Source organism: Achromobacter sp. D10 (assembly GCF_035282245.1).
GTDB lineage: Bacteria > Pseudomonadota > Gammaproteobacteria > Burkholderiales > Burkholderiaceae_B > Achromobacter > Achromobacter insolitus.
Genome location: NZ_JAYJLE010000016.1, coordinates 100526 through 123122 on the forward strand (window position 1 = coordinate 100526; position 22597 = coordinate 123122).

At 64.0% G+C, this 22597-nt stretch carries 21 protein-coding genes; 9 read left to right on the forward strand and 12 right to left on the reverse strand.

Annotated elements, in window-relative coordinates:
- Position 1: 1 nt before the first annotated feature.
- From rpmI to VCS63_RS27920, 4 genes are all read right to left on the reverse strand, one after another.
- Positions 2–199, reverse strand: coding sequence for a 50S ribosomal protein L35 (gene rpmI, locus VCS63_RS27905; protein ID WP_006218740.1), 198 nt, complete (start codon positions 197–199; stop codon positions 2–4).
- A 316-nt stretch (positions 200–515) separates the two neighbouring features.
- Complete coding sequence (locus tag VCS63_RS27910) at positions 516–2045, reverse strand: YifB family Mg chelatase-like AAA ATPase (RefSeq protein WP_164794990.1); 1530 nt, start codon at positions 2043–2045, stop codon at positions 516–518.
- A 184-nt stretch (positions 2046–2229) separates the two neighbouring features.
- Positions 2230–2481, reverse strand: coding sequence for an accessory factor UbiK family protein (locus VCS63_RS27915; RefSeq protein ID WP_042792968.1), 252 nt, complete (start codon positions 2479–2481; stop codon positions 2230–2232).
- Positions 2482–2661: 180 nt separating this feature from the next.
- A complete protein-coding gene (locus VCS63_RS27920) occupies positions 2662–3081 on the reverse strand; it encodes a DUF5339 family protein (RefSeq protein ID WP_063640477.1) in 420 nt (139 codons plus the stop codon).
- A 540-nt stretch (positions 3082–3621) separates the two neighbouring features.
- Between VCS63_RS27920 and VCS63_RS27925 the strand changes: the two genes are divergently transcribed.
- Together VCS63_RS27925 and amt are read left to right on the forward strand one after the other, a co-directional pair.
- Complete coding sequence (locus VCS63_RS27925; RefSeq protein ID WP_006218735.1) at positions 3622–3960, forward strand: P-II family nitrogen regulator; 339 nt, start codon at positions 3622–3624, stop codon at positions 3958–3960.
- A 28-nt stretch (positions 3961–3988) separates the two neighbouring features.
- Complete coding sequence (gene amt / locus VCS63_RS27930) at positions 3989–5227, forward strand: ammonium transporter (protein ID WP_042792967.1); 1239 nt, start codon at positions 3989–3991, stop codon at positions 5225–5227.
- 129 nt (positions 5228–5356) lie between these two features.
- Here the strand turns inward: amt and ptsP are convergent, their stop codons facing one another.
- The 6 genes from ptsP to thrS form a co-directional block, all read right to left on the reverse strand.
- Positions 5357–7066, reverse strand: a complete 1710-nt coding sequence (ptsP, locus tag VCS63_RS27935; protein ID WP_042796925.1) for a phosphoenolpyruvate--protein phosphotransferase — start codon at positions 7064–7066, stop codon at positions 5357–5359.
- Positions 7067–7169: 103 nt separating this feature from the next.
- Positions 7170–7439 carry an HPr family phosphocarrier protein gene (locus VCS63_RS27940; RefSeq protein ID WP_042792966.1) on the reverse strand — a complete coding sequence of 90 codons (270 nt, stop codon included), beginning with the start codon at positions 7437–7439 and terminating at the stop codon, positions 7170–7172.
- A gap of 109 nt (positions 7440–7548) precedes the next feature.
- Positions 7549–7950 (reverse strand): PTS sugar transporter subunit IIA, encoded by a 402-nt coding sequence (locus VCS63_RS27945; protein ID WP_042792964.1) that lies wholly within the window; start codon positions 7948–7950, stop codon positions 7549–7551.
- A 19-nt stretch (positions 7951–7969) separates the two neighbouring features.
- On the reverse strand, positions 7970–8941 hold the full coding sequence (gene gshB, locus VCS63_RS27950) for a glutathione synthase (protein ID WP_042792962.1): 972 nt from the start codon (positions 8939–8941) through the stop codon (positions 7970–7972).
- A 151-nt stretch (positions 8942–9092) separates the two neighbouring features.
- Positions 9093–9644 carry a translation initiation factor IF-3 gene (infC, locus tag VCS63_RS27955; protein WP_076812461.1) on the reverse strand — a complete coding sequence of 184 codons (552 nt, stop codon included), beginning with the start codon at positions 9642–9644 and terminating at the stop codon, positions 9093–9095.
- A 20-nt stretch (positions 9645–9664) separates the two neighbouring features.
- Positions 9665–11617, reverse strand: coding sequence for a threonine--tRNA ligase (gene thrS / locus VCS63_RS27960; RefSeq protein WP_042792961.1), 1953 nt, complete (start codon positions 11615–11617; stop codon positions 9665–9667).
- Positions 11618–12144: 527 nt separating this feature from the next.
- On the opposite strand from thrS, the gene VCS63_RS27965 reads away from it, so the two are divergent.
- Positions 12145–12885: a response regulator transcription factor gene (locus VCS63_RS27965; RefSeq protein ID WP_238914575.1), complete on the forward strand. Its 741-nt coding sequence runs from the start codon at positions 12145–12147 to the stop codon at positions 12883–12885.
- A gap of 33 nt (positions 12886–12918) precedes the next feature.
- Here the strand turns inward: VCS63_RS27965 and hemN are convergent, their stop codons facing one another.
- The gene (hemN, locus tag VCS63_RS27970) at positions 12919–14349 is read right to left on the reverse strand and encodes an oxygen-independent coproporphyrinogen III oxidase (RefSeq protein ID WP_323881658.1); all 1431 of its coding nucleotides are present in this window, start codon (positions 14347–14349) and stop codon (positions 12919–12921) included.
- Positions 14350–14525: 176 nt separating this feature from the next.
- Here hemN and VCS63_RS27975 point away from each other — a divergent pair, with 176 nt between their 5' ends.
- Complete coding sequence (locus tag VCS63_RS27975; RefSeq protein WP_308022781.1) at positions 14526–14792, forward strand: hypothetical protein; 267 nt, start codon at positions 14526–14528, stop codon at positions 14790–14792.
- A gap of 9 nt (positions 14793–14801) precedes the next feature.
- On the opposite strand, the gene VCS63_RS27980 is transcribed toward VCS63_RS27975, so the two are convergent.
- Positions 14802–16232: a glycosyltransferase family 39 protein gene (locus VCS63_RS27980; protein ID WP_323881660.1), complete on the reverse strand. Its 1431-nt coding sequence runs from the start codon at positions 16230–16232 to the stop codon at positions 14802–14804.
- 314 nt (positions 16233–16546) lie between these two features.
- Between VCS63_RS27980 and VCS63_RS27985 the strand changes: the two genes are divergently transcribed.
- The 5 genes from VCS63_RS27985 to VCS63_RS28005 all read left to right on the forward strand — a co-directional run bounded on the left by VCS63_RS27985 (position 16547) and on the right by VCS63_RS28005 (position 22580).
- Positions 16547–17278, forward strand: a complete 732-nt coding sequence (locus VCS63_RS27985) for a FadR/GntR family transcriptional regulator (protein ID WP_042792956.1) — start codon at positions 16547–16549, stop codon at positions 17276–17278.
- A 140-nt stretch (positions 17279–17418) separates the two neighbouring features.
- Positions 17419–18993, forward strand: coding sequence for an ABC transporter substrate-binding protein (locus VCS63_RS27990; RefSeq protein ID WP_063640482.1), 1575 nt, complete (start codon positions 17419–17421; stop codon positions 18991–18993).
- A 102-nt stretch (positions 18994–19095) separates the two neighbouring features.
- Positions 19096–20103, forward strand: a complete 1008-nt coding sequence (locus VCS63_RS27995; RefSeq protein ID WP_042792954.1) for an ABC transporter permease — start codon at positions 19096–19098, stop codon at positions 20101–20103.
- Entirely contained in the window at positions 20100–20939 is an 840-nt protein-coding gene (locus VCS63_RS28000) for an ABC transporter permease (protein ID WP_042792953.1), read from the forward strand. Before VCS63_RS27995 ends, VCS63_RS28000 begins: the two co-directional genes overlap by 4 nt.
- A 9-nt stretch (positions 20940–20948) precedes the next feature.
- Positions 20949–22580: an ABC transporter ATP-binding protein gene (locus VCS63_RS28005; RefSeq protein WP_323881662.1), complete on the forward strand. Its 1632-nt coding sequence runs from the start codon at positions 20949–20951 to the stop codon at positions 22578–22580.
- Positions 22581–22597 lie beyond the last annotated feature (17 nt).

A 22597-nucleotide genomic window follows, 5' to 3' on the forward strand; every position in this document is an offset into this window, starting at 1 on the left:
ATCAAGCGAAAGGCATCATGGCCTTGACGGAGGCCACGTTGGATTCATGGACCGCCGTGGAGCCGCGCAGTTGACGCTTGGCCTTGGTGGTCTTCTTGGTCAGAATGTGGCGCTTGAACGCCTGACCGCGCTTGATGGAGCCGCTGCCGCGAACCTTAAAGCGCTTGGAAGCGCTTTTCTTGGTTTTCATCTTGGGCATGTTGATTCCCTAAACTAAACACTCATTGTTGATTTACATGACGCCAGGTGCTTGACGCATGAAAGGCTGATGAAGCCGTTCATGGCGGCAAAACTTGAGGTACCTGTTGCCACTTCTGGGGGGTACTTCTGGGGTACTTCTGGGGGTGCTTCTACAGCACTTTCCGCCGGCATTGCTGCCACACGGATTCTTTCCAGGGCGGGCCCAAATGACCCAGATCCAGGAAAGCCTTTGATTATATGGTGATTTCCCGCATTTTGTCGAGTCAAGCGGCGGGCAATGCCTGGCGTGCCACTGGCCGTTCAGGCGCCAGCCATCATACGCCCGACCTGCGGTACTGCACGGCCTGGGCAATATGCCGGGCACCCAGGGAGTCCTCCCCTTCCAGGTCGGCTATCGTGCGCGCCACCCGCAACGCGCGATGCATGGCGCGGGCCGAGCCAGCCAGGCGCCGCATGGCTTGCAGCAGCAACGCCTGCGCCTCGCCGTCCAGGCGGCAATGCTCGTCCAGCTCTGCCCCCGCCAAAGCGGCGTTGGCCTTGCCCTGGCGTGCCTGCTGCCGCTGGCGGCAACGCGCCACGCGCTCCCGGACCGGCTCCGACGGCTCGCCGGGTGGTTTGCCCATCCATTCGGGGTCGGATGGCGGCAACGCCACATGCAGGTCGATGCGGTCCAGCAAGGGACCGGAGATCTTGCCCGCGTAGCGCGCCACCTGATCCGGCGTGCAGGCGCAGGCCCGCCCGGGGTGGCCGCGCCACCCGCAAGGGCATGGGTTCATGGCCGCCACCAGCTGGAAACGGGCGGGAAACTGCGTTGATCTCAGGGCGCGAGCGATGACCACCCTGCCCGTCTCCAGGGGCTCACGCAGCGCTTCGAGCGTGCGCCGGCTGAATTCCGGCAGTTCGTCCAGGAACAGCACACCGTGATGAGCAAGACTGATCTCGCCCGGGCGCGGACGGCTGCCGCCTCCCACCAGCGCCGCCGCCGTGGCGGAATGGTGCGGCGCCCGGAACGGCGGTTGGCCCGGCGGGGCGTCGGAGAGGCCCGCCAGCGCCGCCACCGCCGCCACCTCGAGCGCCTGGCTGCGCGCAAGCGGCGGCAACAACCCTGGCAATCGGGCCGCCAGCATGCTCTTGCCGGCGCCCGGGGGGCCGATCATCAACAGGCTGTGACCGCCAGCCGCGGCCACTTCCAGCGCCCGCCTCGCGCCCGGCTGGCCCCGCACGTCCGATAGACACGGCCCCGACGCCGCCGCCGGCCAGGGCTCGGGCACGGCGTCCGGCAACAGGCACGCGCCGCTTGCATGCGCGGCGACATCGGCCAGACTGCGCGCGGACAGCACTCGCAGGCCCGGCACCCAGGCCGCCTGCTCGGCGCTACCCGCGGGCAGGATAAGCGTGGCGCCGGGAGCCTCGCGGGCCACGCTCAACGCGATGACCAAGGGCGCGGCAACAGGTACCAGCGCGCCGGTCAAGGACAGTTCTCCGGCCAGGACCAGGTCCGCAAGGGTCGGATCCTGAACGGGCGATTCCGGATCCTGGCCGGCGACCGGCGCCGCTAGCTGGCCGGAGGCAAGCAGCAGACCGAGGGCAATGGGCAGATCGAAACGCCCCGATTCCTTGGGTATGTCCGCGGGGGAAAGATTGACGGTGATCCTGCCTGGCGGGAACTCGAAGCCGCTATTGAGAATGGCCGCGCGCACCCGTTCGCGGCTTTCGCGCACTTCGGCATCCGGCAGGCCAACCACATTGAAGCTAGGCAGACCCGGGCCCAGGTGCGATTCCACCCGCACCGCATGGGCATCAAGGCCGCATAGGGCCCTGCTGGCAAGAACAGCTAGCGTCAAGACGGTCTCCGGGAAAAGGCTGGGTTCGCCAGTATCCGCAAAGACAGCGTCGGCGAGGCGACGACCGGGACAAAAGGTTCACTCGCGCCCCATCGCCTGATTCCCTGCGGCAAATGAAGACGGCCGCTGAACGCGGCCGTTTCCGGAGAGATTGCTGCCCGGCCGCGGCGGGCCGGCAGCAGCCTTACTTGTCCAGCGCGGACAGGCGCGCCTCCAACTGCTGCACCTGTGCGGCCAGCTGATCCACCCGGGCGCGGGTGCGCGCCAGCAGATCGGCCTGGACATCGAATTCTTCGCGCGTGACCAGATCCAGCTTGGAGAATGCCTGCGTCATCATCGCGCGCACATTGCGCTCCACATCCGCGGCCGGACTGCGGGCGATCAGGTCCGAGATGTTCTTCTGGATGTCTTCCATCCACTGGGTGCGATTGTTCATGACTGCCTCACTGTGTTCTTGATGCCTCAAGTGTAGTGCGTCGGAGCCGCGCTATCCGGGCCAGCGGCGAAAAAAGGGTCGCCTCGCCACAAAAAAAGAGGGCGGGCCGCATGCGGTGACCGCCCTTCAAAGCACAGGAGAAAACCGGGCTGCCATGGCGGCAACCCCCTACCAACATCGTTACGGGCAACCCATTTGGCTTGCCGACTGCGTGAACATGTCCGAGGACTGCTTGCATTGCGCGGCCAACTGCGTCTTGTCGCTCACTGACCCCCACTGCGTCTTGGCTGCGTCGAGCTGCTCCTTTATCGCGGCGGCAGCCGGATTGCCACTGCCCAATTTGTCCATGCAGGCATTGACCTTGGCGGCATAGGCCTCGCATTCGGCCGGAACGGACGCCGAGGCGGCCCCGGACGGGGCGGCCGTGGAAGGAGAAGTCGCGGGTGGGACGGGAGTAGCCGGAGTCGGAGCCGGGGCAGCGGGCGCAGGCGCGGTGGCGGCTGGCGCTGCGGCCTTGTCTTCACTCTTGTTGCAGCCGGCCAGCGCGGCAAGCGACGCGGCCAGGGCCAGAATGCAGAAAGCCTTGCGGTGGATATTCATGACTGCCCCTTCCCGTTCTTGCTTTCCTGCGGCAGACCCGTGGTACCGGACCTCCGCCTGTGGCCCAAGCTGTTCAGGGACAGGCTTGAACTGGTATTGATTCTTCTGCACCCGCCTCTCGGCAACAAGCCGATGCGTGTAAACCCCGGTATCACGCGCGCCTTCCGATCAAGCCGACTCCGAGGGCTGCCGGCGCGCTCCGTGGCGCCCGGCCGTTTGCCCCGAAAGCCCGGCCAGCAAGGCTCTGCGGGCAGCCACTAGGCGGCGGCAATGGCCCAATCTCAGCGCACATGCCAACATAAACCGCAATAAATTCCGCATCAATTTGCTACAAATATCGAACGCAAAACATATCTTGTTGCATGCCCCACGGGCTTGCGCGCCGCACCAACTTGATGCCGCCCACCCGTGCATGAAGCACCAAATTGGTGCAAACAGGCACAACTCCAGAGCCCCCTCCCGCCCCGCTGGGCTTTGCACGACATGGCACGGAATTTGCTTGATAGACGAAGCCAACGTGCAACCATGAGAGGAAATGCCATGAAACTCATCATCGCCATCATCAAGCCCTTCAAGCTCGACGAAGTGCGGGTGGCTCTATCCGGGATCGGCGTCCAGGGTCTGACTGTCACCGAAGTCAAGGGATTTGGCCGCCAGAAAGGCCATACCGAGCTCTACCGCGGCGCCGAGTACGCCGTTGATTTCCTGCCCAAGCTGAGGGTCGAGGCCGCCGTGCCCGACCACCTCGTCGATCAGGTCATTGAAGCGATCGAACAGGCAGCCCGCACCGGCAAGATCGGCGACGGCAAGATCTTCGCCGCCCCGCTCGAACAAGTGATCCGTATCAGAACAGGTGAAGCCGGCGAAGCTGCGCTGTAAATAAATAAAGACTCAATGGAGCCTGAAAATGGATAAAGCAGATATCTCCTGGTTGCTCGTCTCTACCCTGCTTGTATTGATGATGGCCGTACCCGGTCTGGCGATGTTCTACGGCGGCCTGGTACGCAGCAAGAACGTGCTGTCCGTGCTGCTGCAAGTGCTGTGCACGTTTGTGCTGGGCCTGGTGCTCTGGTTCATCTACGGTTATTCCCTCGCATTCACCGAGGGCAATGCCTTCTTCGGCGGCCTGTCGCGCGCCTTCTTCTCCGGCATGTTCACGCCGTCCGACGGCAAGTACGCCATGTCGAACTCGCTGACCGAACTGCTGTTCGCCTCGTTCCAGGCAACGTTCGCCGGCATCACGTGCGCGCTGATCGTGGGCAGCTTCGCTGAACGTGCCCGCTTCTCGGCCGTGCTGGTCTTCACCGTGATCTGGTTCACGTTCGCCTACGTGCCGATCGCGCATATGGTGTGGTTCGCGTCCGAAACGGCGCCGGGCCTGCTCAATGCCAAGGGTGCACTGGACTTCGCGGGCGGCACCGTTGTGCACATCAACGCTGGCGTAGCCGGCCTGGTGGGCGCATACGTCGTCGGCAAGCGCGTGGGTTACGGCCGCGAAGCCATGCAACCGCACAATCTGCCGATGACCTTCGTGGGTGCGGCGCTGCTGTGGGTGGGCTGGTTCGGGTTCAACGCGGGCTCAGCGCTGGCCGCCAATGAAAATGCCACGCTGGCCTTCTTCAACACGATGATCGCGACCGCGGGCGCCGTGCTGTCCTGGTTGTTTACCGAATGGGCCGTCAAGGGCAAGCCCTCGATGCTGGGCGCTGCCTCGGGCGCTGTCGCCGGCCTGGTTGGCATTACGCCGGCCGCCGGCTTGGTTGGGCCCGTGGGCGCGCTGATCATTGGGGTCGTCGCTGGCATCGTCTGCGTCTGGGGCGTGAATGGCCTGAAGCGCCTGCTGCGTGCCGATGACGCGCTGGACGTGTTTGGCGTGCACGGCGTGGGCGGCATTGTCGGCGCCCTGCTGACCGGCGTGTTCAATGCGCAGATCCTCGGCGGCCCCGGCCTGGCCGAGCCCGGCATGATCGGCCACCAGTTGTGGGTCCAGCTGGAAGGCGTGCTGCTGACCATCGTCTGGTCCGGCGTGGTGGCCTGGATCGCCTACAAGATCGCCAATGCCCTGTGCGGCATGCGCGTGCCGGAAGATCAGGAGCGCGAAGGCCTGGACGTCACCAGCCACGGCGAATCGGCATACCACAGCTAAGCCCATCCACGGGGCGCCGCTGGCGCCTCCTGGATGGCGGCGAGTGGTTGCGATACAGGAAAAAAAGCCCGAGACCTTTGCGGTCTCGGGCTTTTTCATTTCACGGCCCAGGCGTAGCCCAGTTGCGCTTCAGCCAGGACCCAACTCGTCCAGGTCCACCGGCAAGGCGCGGTTCAGCGCGCTGGCGACTTTCACGCGCAAAGCGTTGGAGTGCGCGCGCCGGACTTCACGCTTGACGTCCAGCAGTTGTTGCGGATGCATGGAAAACTCGGTCAGGCCCAACCCCAGCAGCAGCCGGGTCATGCGCGAATCTCCGGCCATCTCGCCACAAACGGCGACGGGCTTGCCGGCTCGTTCACCTGCATTGATGGTGTGCGCAACCAGGCGCAGCACTGCCGGATGCAGCGGATCGTACAAGGCGGCCACGTCATGGTCGCCGCGATCGATCGCCAACGTGTACTGGATCAGATCGTTGGTGCCGATGGAAAGAAAATCCAACGCCTGCGCAAAGGGTTCGATGGCGATGGCAATGGCGGGCACCTCGACCATGGCCCCCACTTCCATGTGGGGCGCATAGGCCTGCCCCCGGGCATCGAGCTCGCGGCGGGCGGATTCGATGGCCGCCTTGGTCGCCACGACCTCATGCATGTGGGCGATCATTGGAATCAGCAGGCGCACCGGCCCGTGCGCCGAAGCCCGCAGGATGGCGCGCAACTGCGTCGCGAACATCTCGGGGCGCGCCAGGCAATAGCGGATGGCGCGCTGTCCAAGCGCGGGATTGGTGGCCACGGTAGCCTCGCCGTCCAGCGTCTTGTCCGAACCGATGTCCAGCGTGCGGATCGTGACGGGCCGCCCCGCCATCACCTTGACCACCGACGAATAGGCCTCGTACTGCTCTTCCTCGCCCGGCAGGTCCGGGCGGCCCATGAAAAGGAATTCGCTGCGGAACAAGCCGATGCCGTGCGCGCCCGAAGCCAGCGCCAGGGCAGCCTCTTCGGGCAATTCGATATTGGCGTGCAGGACGACGTCTATGCCATCCAGGGTGACTGAGGGCTCGTCGCGCAGCAGGCTCAGCTCGGCGCGCTCGTCGGCATAAGCCGACTGGCGGCGACGGTATTCGTCGAGGATGCGGCTGGACGGATTCACGATCACGGCGCCGGCCGCGCCGTCGATGATCAGCATGTCGCCGTCGCGGACCAATTCGCGCACATTACCCATGGCCACCACGGCGGGCACGCCCATGCTGCGCGCCACGATGGCGGTATGCGACGTCGGGCCGCCCAGGTCCGTCACGAAGGCGGCGAAGCGGCCGCCCCGCAGGCGCAGCATGTCAGCGGGGGAAATGTCATGAGCCACGACCACCAGCGCTTCGTCGCCGCCCATGTGGCTCATGTCGGGCAAGATCGCGGAAGTCCCGGCCAGCACGTGCAGCACACGCTCGATGACCTGGCGCACGTCGGCCCCGCGCTCGCGCAGGTACTCGTCCTCCATGGCGTCGAACTGCTGGCCGAGGATCTGTCCCTGGGTCGTCAAGGCCCATTCGGCGTTGTAATGGCGTTCGGCAATCAGCGCCAGCGTCTGTTCGGCGAGCAGCGGATCGCCCAACAGCAGGCTGTGCACGTTGAGCATGGCGCCGAGCTCGCGCGGCGCATCGGCCGGCAAAGTATCGGCCAGCTGCAGCAGTTCCTGCTGCGCCGAGGCCAGCGCATCGGTCAGCCGGCTGCTTTCCGCGGCCACGTCCTCGGGCGAGATGCGGTAGTGCGCGACCTCCAGTGCCGCCGCACCCATGACGACCGCCCGGCCGATGGCGTATCCCTTGGCGACGCCTTTGCCGTACAGACACACAACGGGGCTGGCAGAGCCAGCCCCGTTGTGCACGTGATCAAGGGTCGTAGACGAGCCGGCCTGAACAGCGCTCAGGCCGGCGGATTCGGAAGAAATTCTATTCCTGCTCACCGAATTTGCTGTCGAACAGTGATTCAATTTCAGAAAGAGCCTGCTCGGCATCGTTGCCCGAGGCTTCCAGCTTTACCGTCACGCCCAGCCCGGCCGCCAGCATCATGACGCCCATGATGCTCTTGGCGTTCACGCGCTGCGCGCCGCGCGAGATGAAAATCTCGCTGGAAAACTTGCTGGCCAGCTGCGTCAGCTTGGCAGCCGCCCGGGCATGCAGGCCCAGTTTATTGCTGATGACGATGTCTGTATTAGGCATAGGAAATATTGTGGCTGCGGCATGACGCCGCAGTGTTGATTGCAGCAAAACGTCGAACCGTCCATCGGCCAGAATCGATAGCCGACATAATAGGGCAAACTGCCGCCCGTCAGTCTACACGCAAGACGCCCTGAAGCCCCCCGGCCAATGCCTTCTCGCGAGTTTCGGCCAGAGGCAGATTGCGATAAGTCAGGGCCCGCAGCAGCATCGGGGTATTCAAACCGGCCAGCACACAGCACTGGACGCCCTGCGCCTGGGCATCGGCGACGGCTCGCTTGGAAATATTGGCGGGGGTGGCGCCGATCAGGTCGGTCAGCACCAGCACGCCCGCGCCATGATCCTGCTCCAGGATGTCCTTCAGGACGCGCGGCGCCAAGTCGTCCGGCCGGTCTTCAGGCAGGATGTCGTGGATGGCCAGCATGCCGTCCAGATTGCCCATGACGTGGCTGGCGCAATCGCGTATCGCCGCGCCCAGGGGCGCGTGCACGACGATGACAATACCCGTGGTCATGACAGGAATCCTGGGTGGGTCAGGCAGCAACGGCGGGAGTCGCCACGGCTTTTTCCAATGCCTGGACGAACATGCCCGCGACATCGAACCCGGTTTGCTCTGCGATTTCCACGAAACAGGTGGGGCTGGTCACGTTGACTTCGGTGACGTAATCACCGATGACATCCAGGCCGACCAGCAGCAAGCCACGGGCTGCGAGCTTGGGAGCCACGGCCTCGGCGATCTCGCGGTCGCGCGCGGAGAGTTCCTGCGCCACCCCGCGGCCGCCCGCCGCCAGGTTGCCACGCGTCTCGCCAGCCAGCGGGATGCGGGCCAGGGAATACGGCACCGGCTCGCCACCGATCAGCAGGATGCGCTTGTCTCCCTTGACGATATCGGGAATGTAGCGCTGCGCCATGATGGTGCGCGCGCCATTGTCCGTCAGCGTTTCCAGGATGGCGTTCAGGTTGGGATCCTTGGGCTGCAGGCGGAACACGCCCGTGCCGCCCATGCCGTCCAGCGGTTTCACGATGACATCGTGGTAGGCATCATGGAACGCCTTCAGGCGAGCCATGCTGCGGGTCACCAGCGTGGGCGCGGTGAACTCGCTGATTTCGGTAATAGCCAGCTTTTCCGGATGATTCCGGATCGCGGCGCCGCTGTTGAAGACGCGGGCGCCTTGGGCTTCGGCGTATTCGAGCAGATGCGTGGAATACACGTATTCCATGTCGAACGGCGGATCCTTGCGCATGACCACCGCACCGAATTCCGCCAGCGGCAGATCCTGGGCAGCGGACTCGCGCCACCAGTCGTGGCCGTGCAGATCGGCGTCCGCGACCAGTTCGATGGGCGTGGCCGCAGCCTTGACCGTGCCTTCCTCGATATAGAGATCGCCCTGCATGGCCACGCTGAGCGTATGGCCGCGCGCCACGAGGGCGCGCATCATGGCGACAGAGCTGTCCTTGTACGCCTTGAGCAGCGGCAAGGGATCCAAAACGAACAAAACGTGCATCGCGACACCCTGAACGGACGCCGCCTTCCCTCGCGGGAAGGCGGCTTGATGACATCGTAGCGCAGAGCCGCCCAATTAGCGAACCCGCCAGCGCAATCGCGGGCGGGTAGTAAGAGCGGCGCAGCCTCCCTGGGGAGGCTACGGCAGGAACTCAGGCAGCCGATTCAGGCTTGCCCGCAGGCACAGCCTTCTTCTTCGGCGCCAGCACCATGACCATCTGACGGCCTTCGAGCTTCGGCATGGCTTCGACCTGGGCAAGTTCCAGCAGATCGTCGCGCACACGTTCAAGCACCCGCATACCGAGTTCCTGGTGAGCCATTTCGCGGCCACGGAAACGCAGCGTCACCTTGGCCTTGTCGCCTTCCTCGAGGAAGCGGCGCAGGTTGCGCAGCTTGACTTGGTAGTCGCCCTCGTCGGTGGCCGGCCGGAATTTGACTTCCTTGACCTGGATGACCTTCTGCTTGGAACGAGCTTCCGCTTGGCGCTTCTGCTCTTGGTACTTGAATTTGCCGTAGTCCATCAAACGGCAGACCGGCGGTTCGGCGTTCGGCGCGATTTCCACCAGATCCACGTCGTTTTGCTCGGAAAGACGGAAGGCGTCGGCGATCTTGACGATACCAAGCTGTTCTCCGTCCAGACCTATCAGGCGCACCTCGGGGACGCGGATTTCACCGTTGATGCGATTGGCTTTTTCAGTGGCGATGTTGAAAGCTCCTAGAAATGTTAAGCAGCGCTGCCATCAGGTTGATTGACGTCGCGACGGGTGGAAACGTCCTCGGACAAGCGCGCGACGAATTCGTCGTATGCGATGGCTCCGAGGTCCAATCCGCCCAGTCCACGTACGGCTACGGTGCCATTTTGCTTTTCCTTGTCGCCGACGACGAGGATGTACGGCACCTTTTGCAGGCTGTGCTCCCGAATTTTACGAGTGATTTTTTCACCACGCAAATCGGACTCTACTCTAAAGCCTTGTTTTTTCAGGCTTTGCGTGATTTCAGCCGCATAATCGGCCGAAGGTTCGGAAATGCAGCATACGACAGCCTGCACCGGAGCCAGCCAGGGAGGCATGGCGCCGGCGTGGTTTTCGATCAGCATGCCGATAAAACGCTCCAGCGAACCGAGGATCGCGCGGTGCAGCATGACTGGCGGACGACGCTGGTCATTCTGGTCCACATACTCGGCGCCCAGACGCACGGGCATGGAGAAGTCGACCTGGATCGTACCGCACTGCCAGTGGCGTCCGATGGCGTCCTTCAGGGTGTATTCCACCTTGGGACCGTAGAACGCGCCCTCGCCCGGCGAAATCTCGAATTCGCAGCCCGTGCGGCGCAGGCTTTCCATCAGGGCGGCTTCGGCCGTATCCCAGACCTCGTCCGTGCCGATGCGCTTTTCAGGGCGCGTGGCAACCTTGTACAGCACCTCGGTGAAGCCGAAGTCGCGGTAAACCTTCTGCAGCAACGCCGTGAAGTCGGCGCATTCGTCCTGCAGCTGTTCTTCGGTACAGAAAATGTGGCCGTCATCCTGCGTAAAGCCGCGCACGCGCATCATGCCGTGCAGCGAACCCGAGGGTTCGTTGCGATGGCACTGGCCGAATTCGCCGTAGCGCAGGGGCAGTTCGCGATAGGAATGCAGGCCGGCATTGAAAATCTGCACGTGGCCCGGGCAGTTCATGGGCTTCAGGCCGTAGACGCGGTTTTCGGACTCGGTCGTGAACATGTTTTCACGGTAGTTGTCCCAGTGGCCGGTCTTTTTCCAGAGCGAAATGTCGAGGATCTGCGGCGCCTTCACTTCCTGATAGCCGTTGTCGCGGTAGACGGAGCGCATGTACTGCTCCACCTGCTGCCACAGCGCCCAACCCTTGGGGTGCCAGAAAATCAGCCCGGGGGCTTCGTCCTGGAAGTGGAACAGGTCCAGCTCGCGGCCGATCTTGCGATGGTCGCGGCGTTCGGCCTCTTCCAGCATGTGCAGGTACGCTTCCTGCTCGTCCTTGGTCGCCCAGGCCGTGCCGTAGATGCGCTGGAGCATCTCGTTCTTGCTGTCGCCGCGCCAGTAGGCGCCGGCCACCTTCATGAGCTTGAAGACCTTCAGCTTGCCCGTGGACGGCACGTGGGGGCCGCGGCACAGATCGATGAAGTCGCCTTCGCGGTAGAGGCTGAGCGGTTCGTTCGACGGAATCGAGGCGATGATCTCGGCCTTGTACTTTTCACCGATGCTCTTGAAGAACTCGACGGCGTCGTCGCGGGACCATTCCTCGCGCGTGACGACTTCGTCCTTCTTGGCCAGTTCGGCCATCTTCTTTTCGATGGCGGCCAGATCCTCGGGCGTGAAAGGACGCTTGTACGAGAAGTCGTAGTAGAAGCCGTTGTCGATCACGGGGCCGATGGTGACCTGGGCGTCCGGAAACAGCTCCTTGACGGCATAGGCCAGCAAGTGTGCCGTGGAGTGCCGGATCAGGTCCAGGCCGTCGGCGTCCTTGGCGGTCACGATGGCCAGGCGAGCGTCGCCCTCGATGCGGAAGCTGGTGTCGACCAGCTTGGACTCCGAGCCCTCAAATGTCACGCGGCCGCCCAAGGCGGCTTTCGCCAGGCCCGTGCCGATCGATTGCGCCACTTCGGCAACCGTTACCGGCCCCGGATATTGGCGCTGCGAACCATCGGGCAATGTGATCTGTACCATCGGGAGTGCTTCCTGGGGGGTTCTGGGAACGAAAAACAAAAATACGGAAACGAAAAACGCGGCCTGAGAGCCGCGTTTCCTGGATTGTCTTGCTGAGTCCTACCGCTGACCTGACACGGTGAAACCCGACGCACGAAAAATTAACGCGACATAGGGCGAAAGTTCCGGGTCGTAGTTCGTGCCAACGGGAAAAACATGATATCTGGACCTGAGGGTGCTTGCCGTAGCGGCAAGGATCAACAAACAGCAAAGCGTCAACGGACAGCAAATTGCGCAACAGAAGCTGCGCTTATCTTTCACGATTGTAGCACTATTTGCTCCTTTTCCGTGGCAAAAGCGCCACAGCCTGCTCCGCCACCGCGTCTGGCGTCGGAGTCCGCCGGGTCGGCGGTGCAACGGTCTGATTTTGAGGCAATTCATCCCCCTCAAGACAGATGAAAACGTAATCTGCACTCACAAATCTAGGACTACACGTAGCCTGCGCAAACGGTCGCGGGCGTTTTCCCTTTTCTGTTTGCGGAGTACCGATGAAAACCTATTCAATGCCCCTGACCCAGGCGCACCTGCTGTCGCCACGCGAAGCCCACACCCCGACAGAACGCACGAACGCGCGCCGCCATCTGCTGCTGTCGCGCCCGCCCCGCGTGATCAAGGTAGCCATCCTGGACGACCACCCCGTGGTTGCCCTCGGAGTAGGCGCCTATTTGGACAGCCGCCCAGGTTTCCAGGTGGTGCACAGGGAAACGTCGGCGCGCTCGCTGCTGGAAAAACTGTCCCACGCGCCCTGCGAAGTCGCCCTGGTCGATTTTTACCTTCCCCAGGAACCTTGGGATGGCGTGAACTATCTGCGGCGGCTTCGCCGCTACCACCCCTCGATGGCGCTCATCACGTTTTCAGCGGGCAACCGCCAGGAGACCCAGTATGCCGCCTTCCGCGGCGGAGCGAATGGCTACTTCGCCAAGGAATGCGGCATGGTCCTGCTGCCGGAAATGATCCGCGGCGTCGTGAATGGCAACGAGGGCTTCCTGATGGTCCAGGACGGCAAGGTACTTCCCCAGCAGCCGACCCACCCGCATTCGACGCTCACGGCCTCTGAAATGGAAATCCTGCGCCACATCAGCCTTGGGCTGTCCGTCACGCAGATTTCGGCGCGACTGATGCGCAGCAAGAAAACCATCAGCACTCACAAGCGCCGGGCGATGCAGAAGCTGCATTTGTCCGACGACCTGTCTCTTGCGCTTTATCTGCGCGAGAAGTTCGCCCAATGAAGGCCGTGCCGGGCCCGGCCGGCACCCGCCGGTTCAGATGATCCGGGAATAACTGGCCGCGGTACCCGGCGCCTGCAGGTAACCATCAAACACCATGGCGACGGCCCGCACGAAGTACCAGCCCAGGCCAGTTACCTGCAGCTCGCCCGAGCGCAGATTGACCAGACCCAGTTCGGCCAGGTTGGCCATCTGCAGCAGCTCTCGACCGAAGCGGTCCGCGAACCGCAAGCCGTGGCGCGCTTCGATCCGGGCAAAGTCCACGCGCCCCTGGCACATGATGTCCATGATGATTTCGCGCCGCACAAGATCGTCGGCGTTCAGCGCGAGCCCTCGTTCGACGGCAAAGCGCCCCGCTTCGATCGCCGCATAGTACTCATCCAGGACCTTGGCGTTCTGACTGTAGGTATTACCGATGCGGCCAATCGCCGACACGCCCAGGGCAATCAGGTCGCGGTCGGGCTGCGTGCTGTATCCCTGGAAATTGCGATGCAATTCCCCTTTCTGCTTGGCGATCGCCAGCGCATCGGTCTCCAGCGCAAAGTGGTCCATGCCGATGTAGGCGTAGCCCTGCTTGAGGAATCCGTCGATGGCCGCGCTGAGCAAGCCGACGCGCGTTTCCCTGTCCGGCAGATCCACCTCATTGATGCGGCGTTGCGGCTTGAAGCGCGCGGGCAGATGAGCGTAGGCATACAGTGCGATACGGTCAGGCCGCAACGCGATAACCTGGGAAATCGTGCGGGCAAAGGACTCCGTGGTCTGCAGGGGCAGGCCATAGATGAGATCCATGTTGACAGAGGCATAGCCCAGCGCCCGGGCGCTCTCCATCAGCGCGCGCACATCCTCGAACGACTGCAGCCGGTGCACCGCCGCCTGCACCCGGGGGTCGAAATCCTGCACTCCAAAACTCAGGCGGTTAAAACCCAATTCGCGCATATGGGCAAGACGCGCGGGAGTCGCCGTGCGCGGATCCACCTCAATCGAAATTTCCGCATCCGGTTCGAAGCGGAAAGCGCGACGCAGGTTCGCCATCAGGCGGGACAATTCCTCGTCTGACAGGAAGGTCGGCGTGCCGCCGCCAAAGTGCAGCTGCGACACGGGCACACCCTCGCCCAGTTCCGCCACATGAAGTTCGATCTCGGCACCCAGCGCATCCAGATAGCGCGCCGCGCGATCGTGGTGACGGGTCACCACCTTGTTACAGGCACAGTAGTAACAGACGGATTCGCAGAACGGGATATGCACGTAGAGCGACATGGGCTCCGCCTGCGACGCAGCCCGGCGCTGCTGCAGCGCCAGCCGGTAGTCCTGCTGACCAAAGCCGCCGTGATACCGGTCCGCCGTGGGATACGAGGTGTAGCGGGGTCCATTCTTGTCGAGTCGCGCCAGCAACTGGGGCGGAAACAAGGGGCCGGCGGAGGAAGGCGCGCGGAATTCTGTCTGTGATGGGCGTAGGGCGGCTTGCATACCTGGAATTATTCGCCTGTGCCGGCGACCGAGGCTTGATCTTGCGCAAACGATGCGCTCTTGCTGCCTGGGGCGGGACCGTCGTTCCCGCCCAAAGCGCCGAAAGCGCCGGACGGCGCGGGCGCCCCGCCCCCGTAAAATGCGCCCATCAACGTTGCACAACAAAGGAAACCATCATGGGCACTGAACTGGACGGCCGCCTGCTTGCCATGCGCCAGGCGCTGGCGATCGCCATCGCCCTATCGACCCGTAGCAGTCCCCAGGCCACCGAGATGGCGCTGGAGCTGCTCAATGATCTGAAGGCGGGCATGGACAACGCGCCCTCGGACAGTCCGTTCGAGAAGCCGGAATGGGTGTTGGGTGCGCATGACGAACTGGATGGCATCGCGCGGCTGGTACGGGCCTTCACGCAGATGCCCGAACCAGGCGGCGAGGCAGAATAATGGCGCACTCTAGGGCCCCGACGTCGCGAAAGACTCGTCACAGCGGGCTGTAGGTGGCGTCGCGCGCCAATGCAGACCTGGAAACTCCCTGCCGAGCGCGGCGAATCCCGGGGCGCGCCCATTCAGCTCCAGCTCCAGTACGCCACACGCCTTGGCCAGGCCAACTGGCACCCAGGGGCTGAAGCGCAGCTGCCCGTCTATCAGCACCAATGGTTGCTCCGGCAGACGTAGCGCCAACGCCCCGGCCTCGGCAGGAGGCCCCGATATCAGTCTGACCGGCCCGCCCAGCGAGGCCTTGGCACGTTCGTGCAAGACCTCGGCCAACGCCTGCGAATCGAAGTAGCGCCAGTCCGCCGCCTTGCGCGCAAGGCCTGCCCCGCCTGGTGACATCAGCCAAACCCGCGCCATAAGCAAGCCCTGCAGCAGCAGGAAGGCCAGCACGGCATCGCGCGGCCGCACTCGCTCCCATGCTCCGGCGCGCGCCAGTTCCATCATCGCCGGCACGACGAACAAGAGATAAGGCGTGCCCCAATGCAGTTGGATGTGCGAACCACCGACCAGCGTCATGGCGCTGACGAACGCTAACGGCGTGAAGCCGAACGACAGCAGGATCGCACGGCCCGCGGCGCACGGACGAGGCTCGGCCGCCACGGTGGGAGCACCATCGCGACGGCGCATCTGCCACCACAAGATGCCCAGCAGCACCCACGCCGGCAACGCGCGATTCAGCAATTGGTCTGCCCACCACCGCTCCACTTCAGCGCCCCTGCCGCCCAGAGGCAGGCCGGCGGCCAGCGATGAAGACATGGCGTAGTGCAGCGGCTCGAAATCGTTGTAGGCCAGCCAGCAGAGGTGGGGAGCGAACACCGCCAGCGCGGTCAGCGCGGCGATTTGCAGGCCGAACCGGTGCGTGGGGTCGCGCCAGCCACGCTGGCTGACCCAGAAGACCAGTACGGCGGCGCCCGCCACCGCGCTCTGATACTTGGACAAGGCGCCCAGTCCCAGGCATGCGCCCACCAGAATCCACCACCCCATGCGGCGCGTGGTCCAGGCCTTCCAGCACGCCGCGGCACAACCCACCGCCAGCGGAATTAACACGATCTCGTGGTTGTAGAAATGCAGGCGCCCGTTATAGAAAGTGATGCACAAGCCTGCCAACAGGGCCACCCGCGCATAGCCGCTGCCGCGCATGGCTCGCAGCCACCGCCAGAGCAGCGCGAAGGCCCCCAGCGTGCACAACGCGCCAAGCAGGTAGCTCGTCCAGGCCGACCATCCCAGCAGCCGCACGGCGGGCCATAACAGCCAGGTCGGCAACGGCGGATGCTTGTAATAGCCCCATTCCAGGCTGCGCACCCAGGTCAGTTGCTCGATGTTGTCCGTTGGTGGCGCCAAGGCCGCCCGGTCCAATAGCAATAACCAGGCCAAAGCGAACACCGCCATGCCCATGCCAATCCGTGTGGCCTCGGACCAACATCCCCGCATCCCTACCTTCAACGCTTCTCTCCTTGCCCGTCGTCGAGCGGGAGCGAGTATGGGATGGACCATACCGGCAACAGCGGGGATTCTGTGCGGGAATTGTCTGGAAACTGTAAAGCCGGCGGCGCCTGCCTAGCTGGCCTGACCACCTTAAAGAAAGAGGTGAAATCCCTGTGATCGTTTTCCCTCGAAATGTGAAATTCTCCTTCTAATTCAACGGCGGCATGCCTATATTTGTGGCCTGACCACTTGGCCCAGAGTTCCTGCCTCACCCGCCGATGAACACCCTCCAAGCCACCGCCGTCACACGCCTGTACCGCGTCATTGCCGACCGGATTGCCGGCCGTATCCGGGCCGGCGAATTCCCCCGCGGCGCACGCCTTCCGTCCGAACGGGAGTTGGCCGAGCAACTGCAGGTCAGCCGCGCCTCGATACGCGAGGCCCTGATCGCGCTGGAAATCGAAGGCTATGTCGATGTACGCGTGGGCACCGGCGTGTTCGTCACGGCGGCCCGGGAAGCGGCCGCCGCCGGCTACCCTGCGGCCGGACAAGACGGCATCGGCCCGTTCGACCTGCTGGAAGCGCGCATGCTCATCGAACCCGAATGCGCCGGCATGGCCGCGCAGCATGGATCGCCCGCCCAGATTGCCGCCATCCGCGATGCCCATGAAGGCATGTCCCTGGGCAACTCGCCCGGGCGCCACGACCGCGCCTTCCATAACGCCATCGCCTCGGCTTGCGGCAATGCGGCGGTAGCAGCCTCGGTGGCGCACCTGTGGGAATTGACGCAGGCCAGCCCGGTATACAGCCGCATGGAGGATTACTTCGTCGACACCGAGGTCTGGGCGGTCGCCCATGCCGAGCACCAACGCATCCTGACGGCCATCCAGGCGCGCGATCCCATCCGCGCGCGGCACGCCATGCATGCACACCTGCTGGGCATCCTGGCGCGCTTGCGCGAGGACTTTGGCGACGACAACGGCGCGCCGCAATGGTGCGCGGCGCGCTGAAGAGCACCTGTACGAAGCATTGTTGTAGCGGCTCCACCCGTAGTACCCCTGAAAACACAGGTGGCATGAGGTTTGCTTGCCAGTCCACGGCATCCGCGACGCGGACACCTGTCAGACTCTTTCCAGCCCGGAGGCTCGCAGTGAAATCGAAGAAATGGTTCTCCCTAAGCATCGGCGCACTGGTCCTCGCGGCCGCGCTGCCCGCCACGCAGGCCCTCGCCCAGACCAAGGGCGGAACGCTGAACATGATCGTCCAGCCCGAACCGCCGGTGATCGTCACGGCCATCAACCAGCAAGGCCCCACGCAGTTCGTCGCCGGCAAGATCTACGAGAGCCTGCTGACTTACTCCACTGACCTGAAGCCCCAGCCCGGCCTGGCCAAGTCCTGGGATGCCTCCGCCGACGGACTGACCTACACCTTCCATCTGCAGGACAACGTCAAGTGGCACGACGGCAAGCCATTCACCTCCGAAGACGTGGTGTTCTCGCTGGCCGACATGTTGCCCAAGACCCACGCGCGGGCCCGCGTGATCCTGAATAAGTTCGTGGAATCGGTGCAGGCGCCTGACGCGAAGACCGTCGTGGTCAAGCTGAAGACCCCCTTCCCCGCATTCATGCTGATGTTCGAGCCGGGCTTTGCTCCCATGATGCCCAAGCATCTGTATGCGGGCACCGACTACATGACCAATCCGGCCAACCAGAAGCCCGTGGGCACCGGCCCCTTCATGTTCAAGGAATGGAAGCGCGGCGAGTACATCAAGTTGACCCGCAACCCCGACTACTGGAAGCCAGGCAAACCGTATCTGGACGAATTGGTGTTCAACATCATTCCCGATTCGGCCTCGCGCGCAGTCGCCTTCGAGCGCGGCAGCGTGGACGTGCTGCGCGGCGGCGACGTGGACAACGTCGACATCAAGCGCCTGCGCGCCCTGCCCAAGGTCGAATACACCACGGCGGGCTGGGAGATGTTCTCGCCCCAGGCCTACCTGATCTTCAACATGCGCAAGCCGCCCTTCGACAACCTGAAGGTGCGCCAGGCAGTCATGGCGGCCATCAACCGCAACATGGTGGTCAACAATATCTTCTTCGGCCTGGGCAAAGTATCCACCAGCCCGTTCGTCACCACCGAGATGTTCTATGACAAGAATATGCCTCCGTTGACGTACGACATGAAGAAGGCACGCGCGCTGATCAAGGAGTCCGGCATCAAGCCCGAGGACTACACCATCCGCCAGTTGAGCTTCCCCTACGGCTCCACTTGGGACCGCCTGGGCGAATACACCAAGCAGGCGTTGGAGCAATTGGGCTTCAAGGTCAACCTGGAAGCCACCGACGCGGGCGGCTGGGCCAGCCGCACGGGCAACTGGGACTTCGACATGACGACCACCTTCACCTACCAGTACGGCGATCCCGCCCTGGGCGTCCAGCGGCTCTATATCTCGTCGAACATCGTCAAGGGCTCGCCTTTCGCCAACGTGCAGGGCTACAGCAACCCCGAGACCGACAAGCAATGGGAAGCCGCGGCATCCGAGGTGGACCCCGCCAAGCGCCAGGAGCTCTACACCAAGCTGCAAACCACGCTGGTCAACGAGATCGCCAACGGCTTTCTGGTCGACATGGAATTCCCCACGCTCTACCGCGGCAATGTGAAGAACCTGGTCAAGACCGCCATCGGCTTGAACGAGACCTTCGACGACGTGTACATCGAGAAGTAAGCGCCGCAGGACGCCGCCGCGGCATGCCTGCCGCGGCGGCGGACGCTGGCCGGGCAGCGGCTGCGCCAAGCAGGCCGCGCCTGACCCGAGAGGACCCCGAGCATGAAATTCCTGTCTTTTCTCGCTTCACGCATCGGCAAGGCCCTGGTGGTCGTGCTGGGCGTGGTGATCATCAATTTCTTTCTGATCCGACTGGCCCCCGGGGACCCCGCCGCCGTGCTGGCGGGCCAGGCCGGCGCGGGCGATGCCGCCTACGTCGAACAGCTGCGCGTGGCCTTCGGCCTGGACAAGCCGATCCTGACCCAGCTGATGCTGTACCTGAAGGGCGTCGTCCAGCTGGATCTGGGTTTTTCGTACCGCAACCATGTGCCGGTGCTGGACCTGATCCTCGAACGCCTGCCCGCCACGTTCCTGCTGATGTCCTGCGCCTTCGTGTTTTCCATCGTGTTGGGCGTTTTCCTGGGCGTCGTCGCCGCCAAGGCGCGATACCGCAACAAGCGGCGCTGGATCGACAGCTCGGTCATGACGGGCGCTCTGGTTCTATACGCCACGCCGCTGTTCTGGCTTTCGCTGATGGGCATCCTGCTGTTCTCGGTCGTGCTGGGATGGCTGCCGGCCTTCGGCATGGAGACCGTGGGCGCCAACCTGAGCGGCTGGGCGCGCGCGCTCGATATCGCCCAGCACCTGATCCTGCCCACTGTGACGCTGGGCTGCTTTTTCATGGCGGTGTACGTACGACTGACGCGCGCCTCCATGCTGGAAGTGATAGGCATGGATTTCGTCAAGACGGCGCGCGCCAAAGGGGTCAGTCCCGGCCGCGTGATCCGCGCCCACGTTTTGCGCAATGCCCTGCTGCCCGTCATTACATTCGCCGGCATTCAGTTGGGACAGATGGCGGGCGGCGCCGTGCTGACCGAAACCGTGTTCGCCTGGCCCGGCATCGGCCGGCTGATGTTCGACGCCCTGCTGCAGCGCGACTACCAGTTGCTGCTGGGAATCTTCCTGGTCACCTCCATCATGGTGGTGGTCTTCAACCTGCTGACCGACGTGCTGTATCGACTGATCGATCCGCGCATCGGCGCGGGCGCGCAGCAAGGAGCCGCCGCATGAAGTCATTTGCCCGGCGCTACATGCGCAACTATGGAGCGGTGGCCGGACTGGCGATCATGCTGGTCGTGGTCGTCGTGGCGCTCGCCGCCCCGCTGCTGTATGAAGAGTCCCCCTGGATGATGGTGGCCGACCCGCTGATCCCTCCATTCACCAATGCCGACTACCCGTTCGGCACCGACATGCTGGGCCGCGACATCACGGCCGGGCTGGTCTGGGGCGCTCGGGTCTCGCTGATGGTGGGCCTGCTATCGACAGCCGTGGCGCTGGTCTTCGGTATCGTGGTCGGCTCGGTGGCGGGTTACTGCGGCGGCCGGGTGGACGACGCGCTGATGCGCTTCACCGAGTTCTTCCAGACCATTCCGCAACTGGCAATGGCCGTGGTGCTGGTGGCGATCCTGAGCCCGTCCGTCTATTCCATCATGGGCGCCATCGCAGTCGTGTCGTGGCCGCCGGCTGCGCGCCTGGTCCGCTCTGAATTCATGACGCTCAAGCAGCGCGAGTTCGTGCAGGCCGCCATCGTCATCGGGCAGACGCCGGCGCGCATCGTCAGCACCCAGATCCTGCCCAACGCCATGTCGCCCATCATCGTCTCGGCATCTTTCATGGTCGCCACCGCCATCCTGACGGAGTCGTCGCTGTCCTTCCTGGGCCTGGGCGACCGCAACCTGATGAGCTGGGGCTTCATGATCGGCGCGGCGCGCACCATGATCCGCGAGGCCTGGTGGATGAGCGTCTGGCCCGGCGTGGCCATCCTGCTGACCGTGCTGGCCATCAACCTTATCGGTGAAGGCCTGAACGACGCCCTCAACCCGCAGCTGCGCAAGCGCGGCGAATAGGAGGACGGCATGAATGCATCCCCCCCTCTGCTATCAATCCAGAACCTGAGCATTGCCCTGCCCAAGGGCGGCGACCGCCCCTATGCCGTCCAGGACGTGTCCTATGACATCCGCGCGGGCGAGATCCTCTGCATCGTGGGTGAATCCGGCTCTGGCAAATCCATGAGCGCCAATGCCATCATGGGGCTCCTGCCGGACTATTTGACGCCGCAACAGGGCCGCATCGTATTCCGCGGCCAGGACTTGCTGCAGGAGGACGAGGCCACCTTGCAGGCCATGCGCGGCAAGGACATGGCGATGATCTTCCAGGAGCCCCTGTCGGCGCTCAATCCGTTGATGACGGTCGGCGAGCAGATCAGCGAAGTCATGCGCGTGCACAACGCTTACCCGGGCGCCCAGCGCATGGCCCGCACGCTGGAGTTGCTGGCCTTCGTGGGCCTGCCCGACCCCGCCACGCTCTACCACGTGTACCCATTCCGCCTGTCCGGCGGACAGCGCCAACGCGTGATGATCGCCATGGCCTTGGCGCTCGAGCCCGCGCTCTTGATTGCCGACGAGCCCACCACCGCGCTGGACGTCACTACCCAGGCGCAGATCCTGGCGTTGATTGCCCGTATCCAGAAAGAGAAAGGCATGGGCGTGATGTTCGTCACCCACGACTTCGGCGTGGTGGCCGAGATCGCCCACCGGGTCGCCGTCATGGAGAAAGGCATCCTGGTCGAACAAGGGCCGGCCGAGGAAGTGCTGAACCGCCCCCGTCATCCGTACACGCAACGCCTGATTGCCGCCGTACCGCACCGCCGCAGCGAAGACCGGACGCCCGCCGCCGACGATTCCCCCGTGCTGGAAGTGCGGGACCTGCGGAAGACCTACGTAGTGGGCCGCGGCTGGCTGAGCGGCAGGCGCGAGGTACGCGCCGTGGACGGCGTCAGCTTCAGCGTGCGGCGCGGCGAGACGCTAGGCATCGTGGGTGAGTCGGGCTCGGGCAAGTCCACGATCGGCAAGTGCCTGCTCAAGCTGGTGGGCATCAATGGTGGCCAATTGATCTTCAGTGGCCAGGACATTGCGGCCATGCCGGAGTCGCGCTTCCGCCCGCTGCGCCACGACATCCAGATGATCTTCCAGGACCCGTTCGCATCGCTCAACCCGCGCCATACCGTGGGCCGCATCATCAGCGACGGCCCTGTCGCCAACGGCGTGCCACGCGCCCAGGCCGAAGCGCGCGTGCGCGAGCTGCTATCGCTGGTCGGACTGGACCCATCTGCCTTCGACCGCTATCCCAACCAGTTCTCGGGCGGGCAACGCCAGCGCATCGGCATCGCCCGCGCGCTGGCGCTGGAACCCAAAGTGCTCGTGGCCGACGAATCCGTGTCGGCGCTGGACGTGTCGGTCCAGGCGCAAGTGCTCAAGCTGCTGCACGATTTGCAGCAACGCTTGAAGATTGCGCTGGTCTTCATTACCCACGATTTGCGCGTGGCAGCCCAGATCTGCAATTCCGTTTTGGTCATGCATCGCGGCAAGGTGGTCGAGTACGGCTCGCCCGCGCAGATCTTCGACAACCCGCAACACGCCTACACGCGGCAACTGATCGCCGCGGTTCCCGGCCAGCATTGGGATCCTACCCAGGCTCAAGCGGCCTGAAGTGTCCAAGAATATTC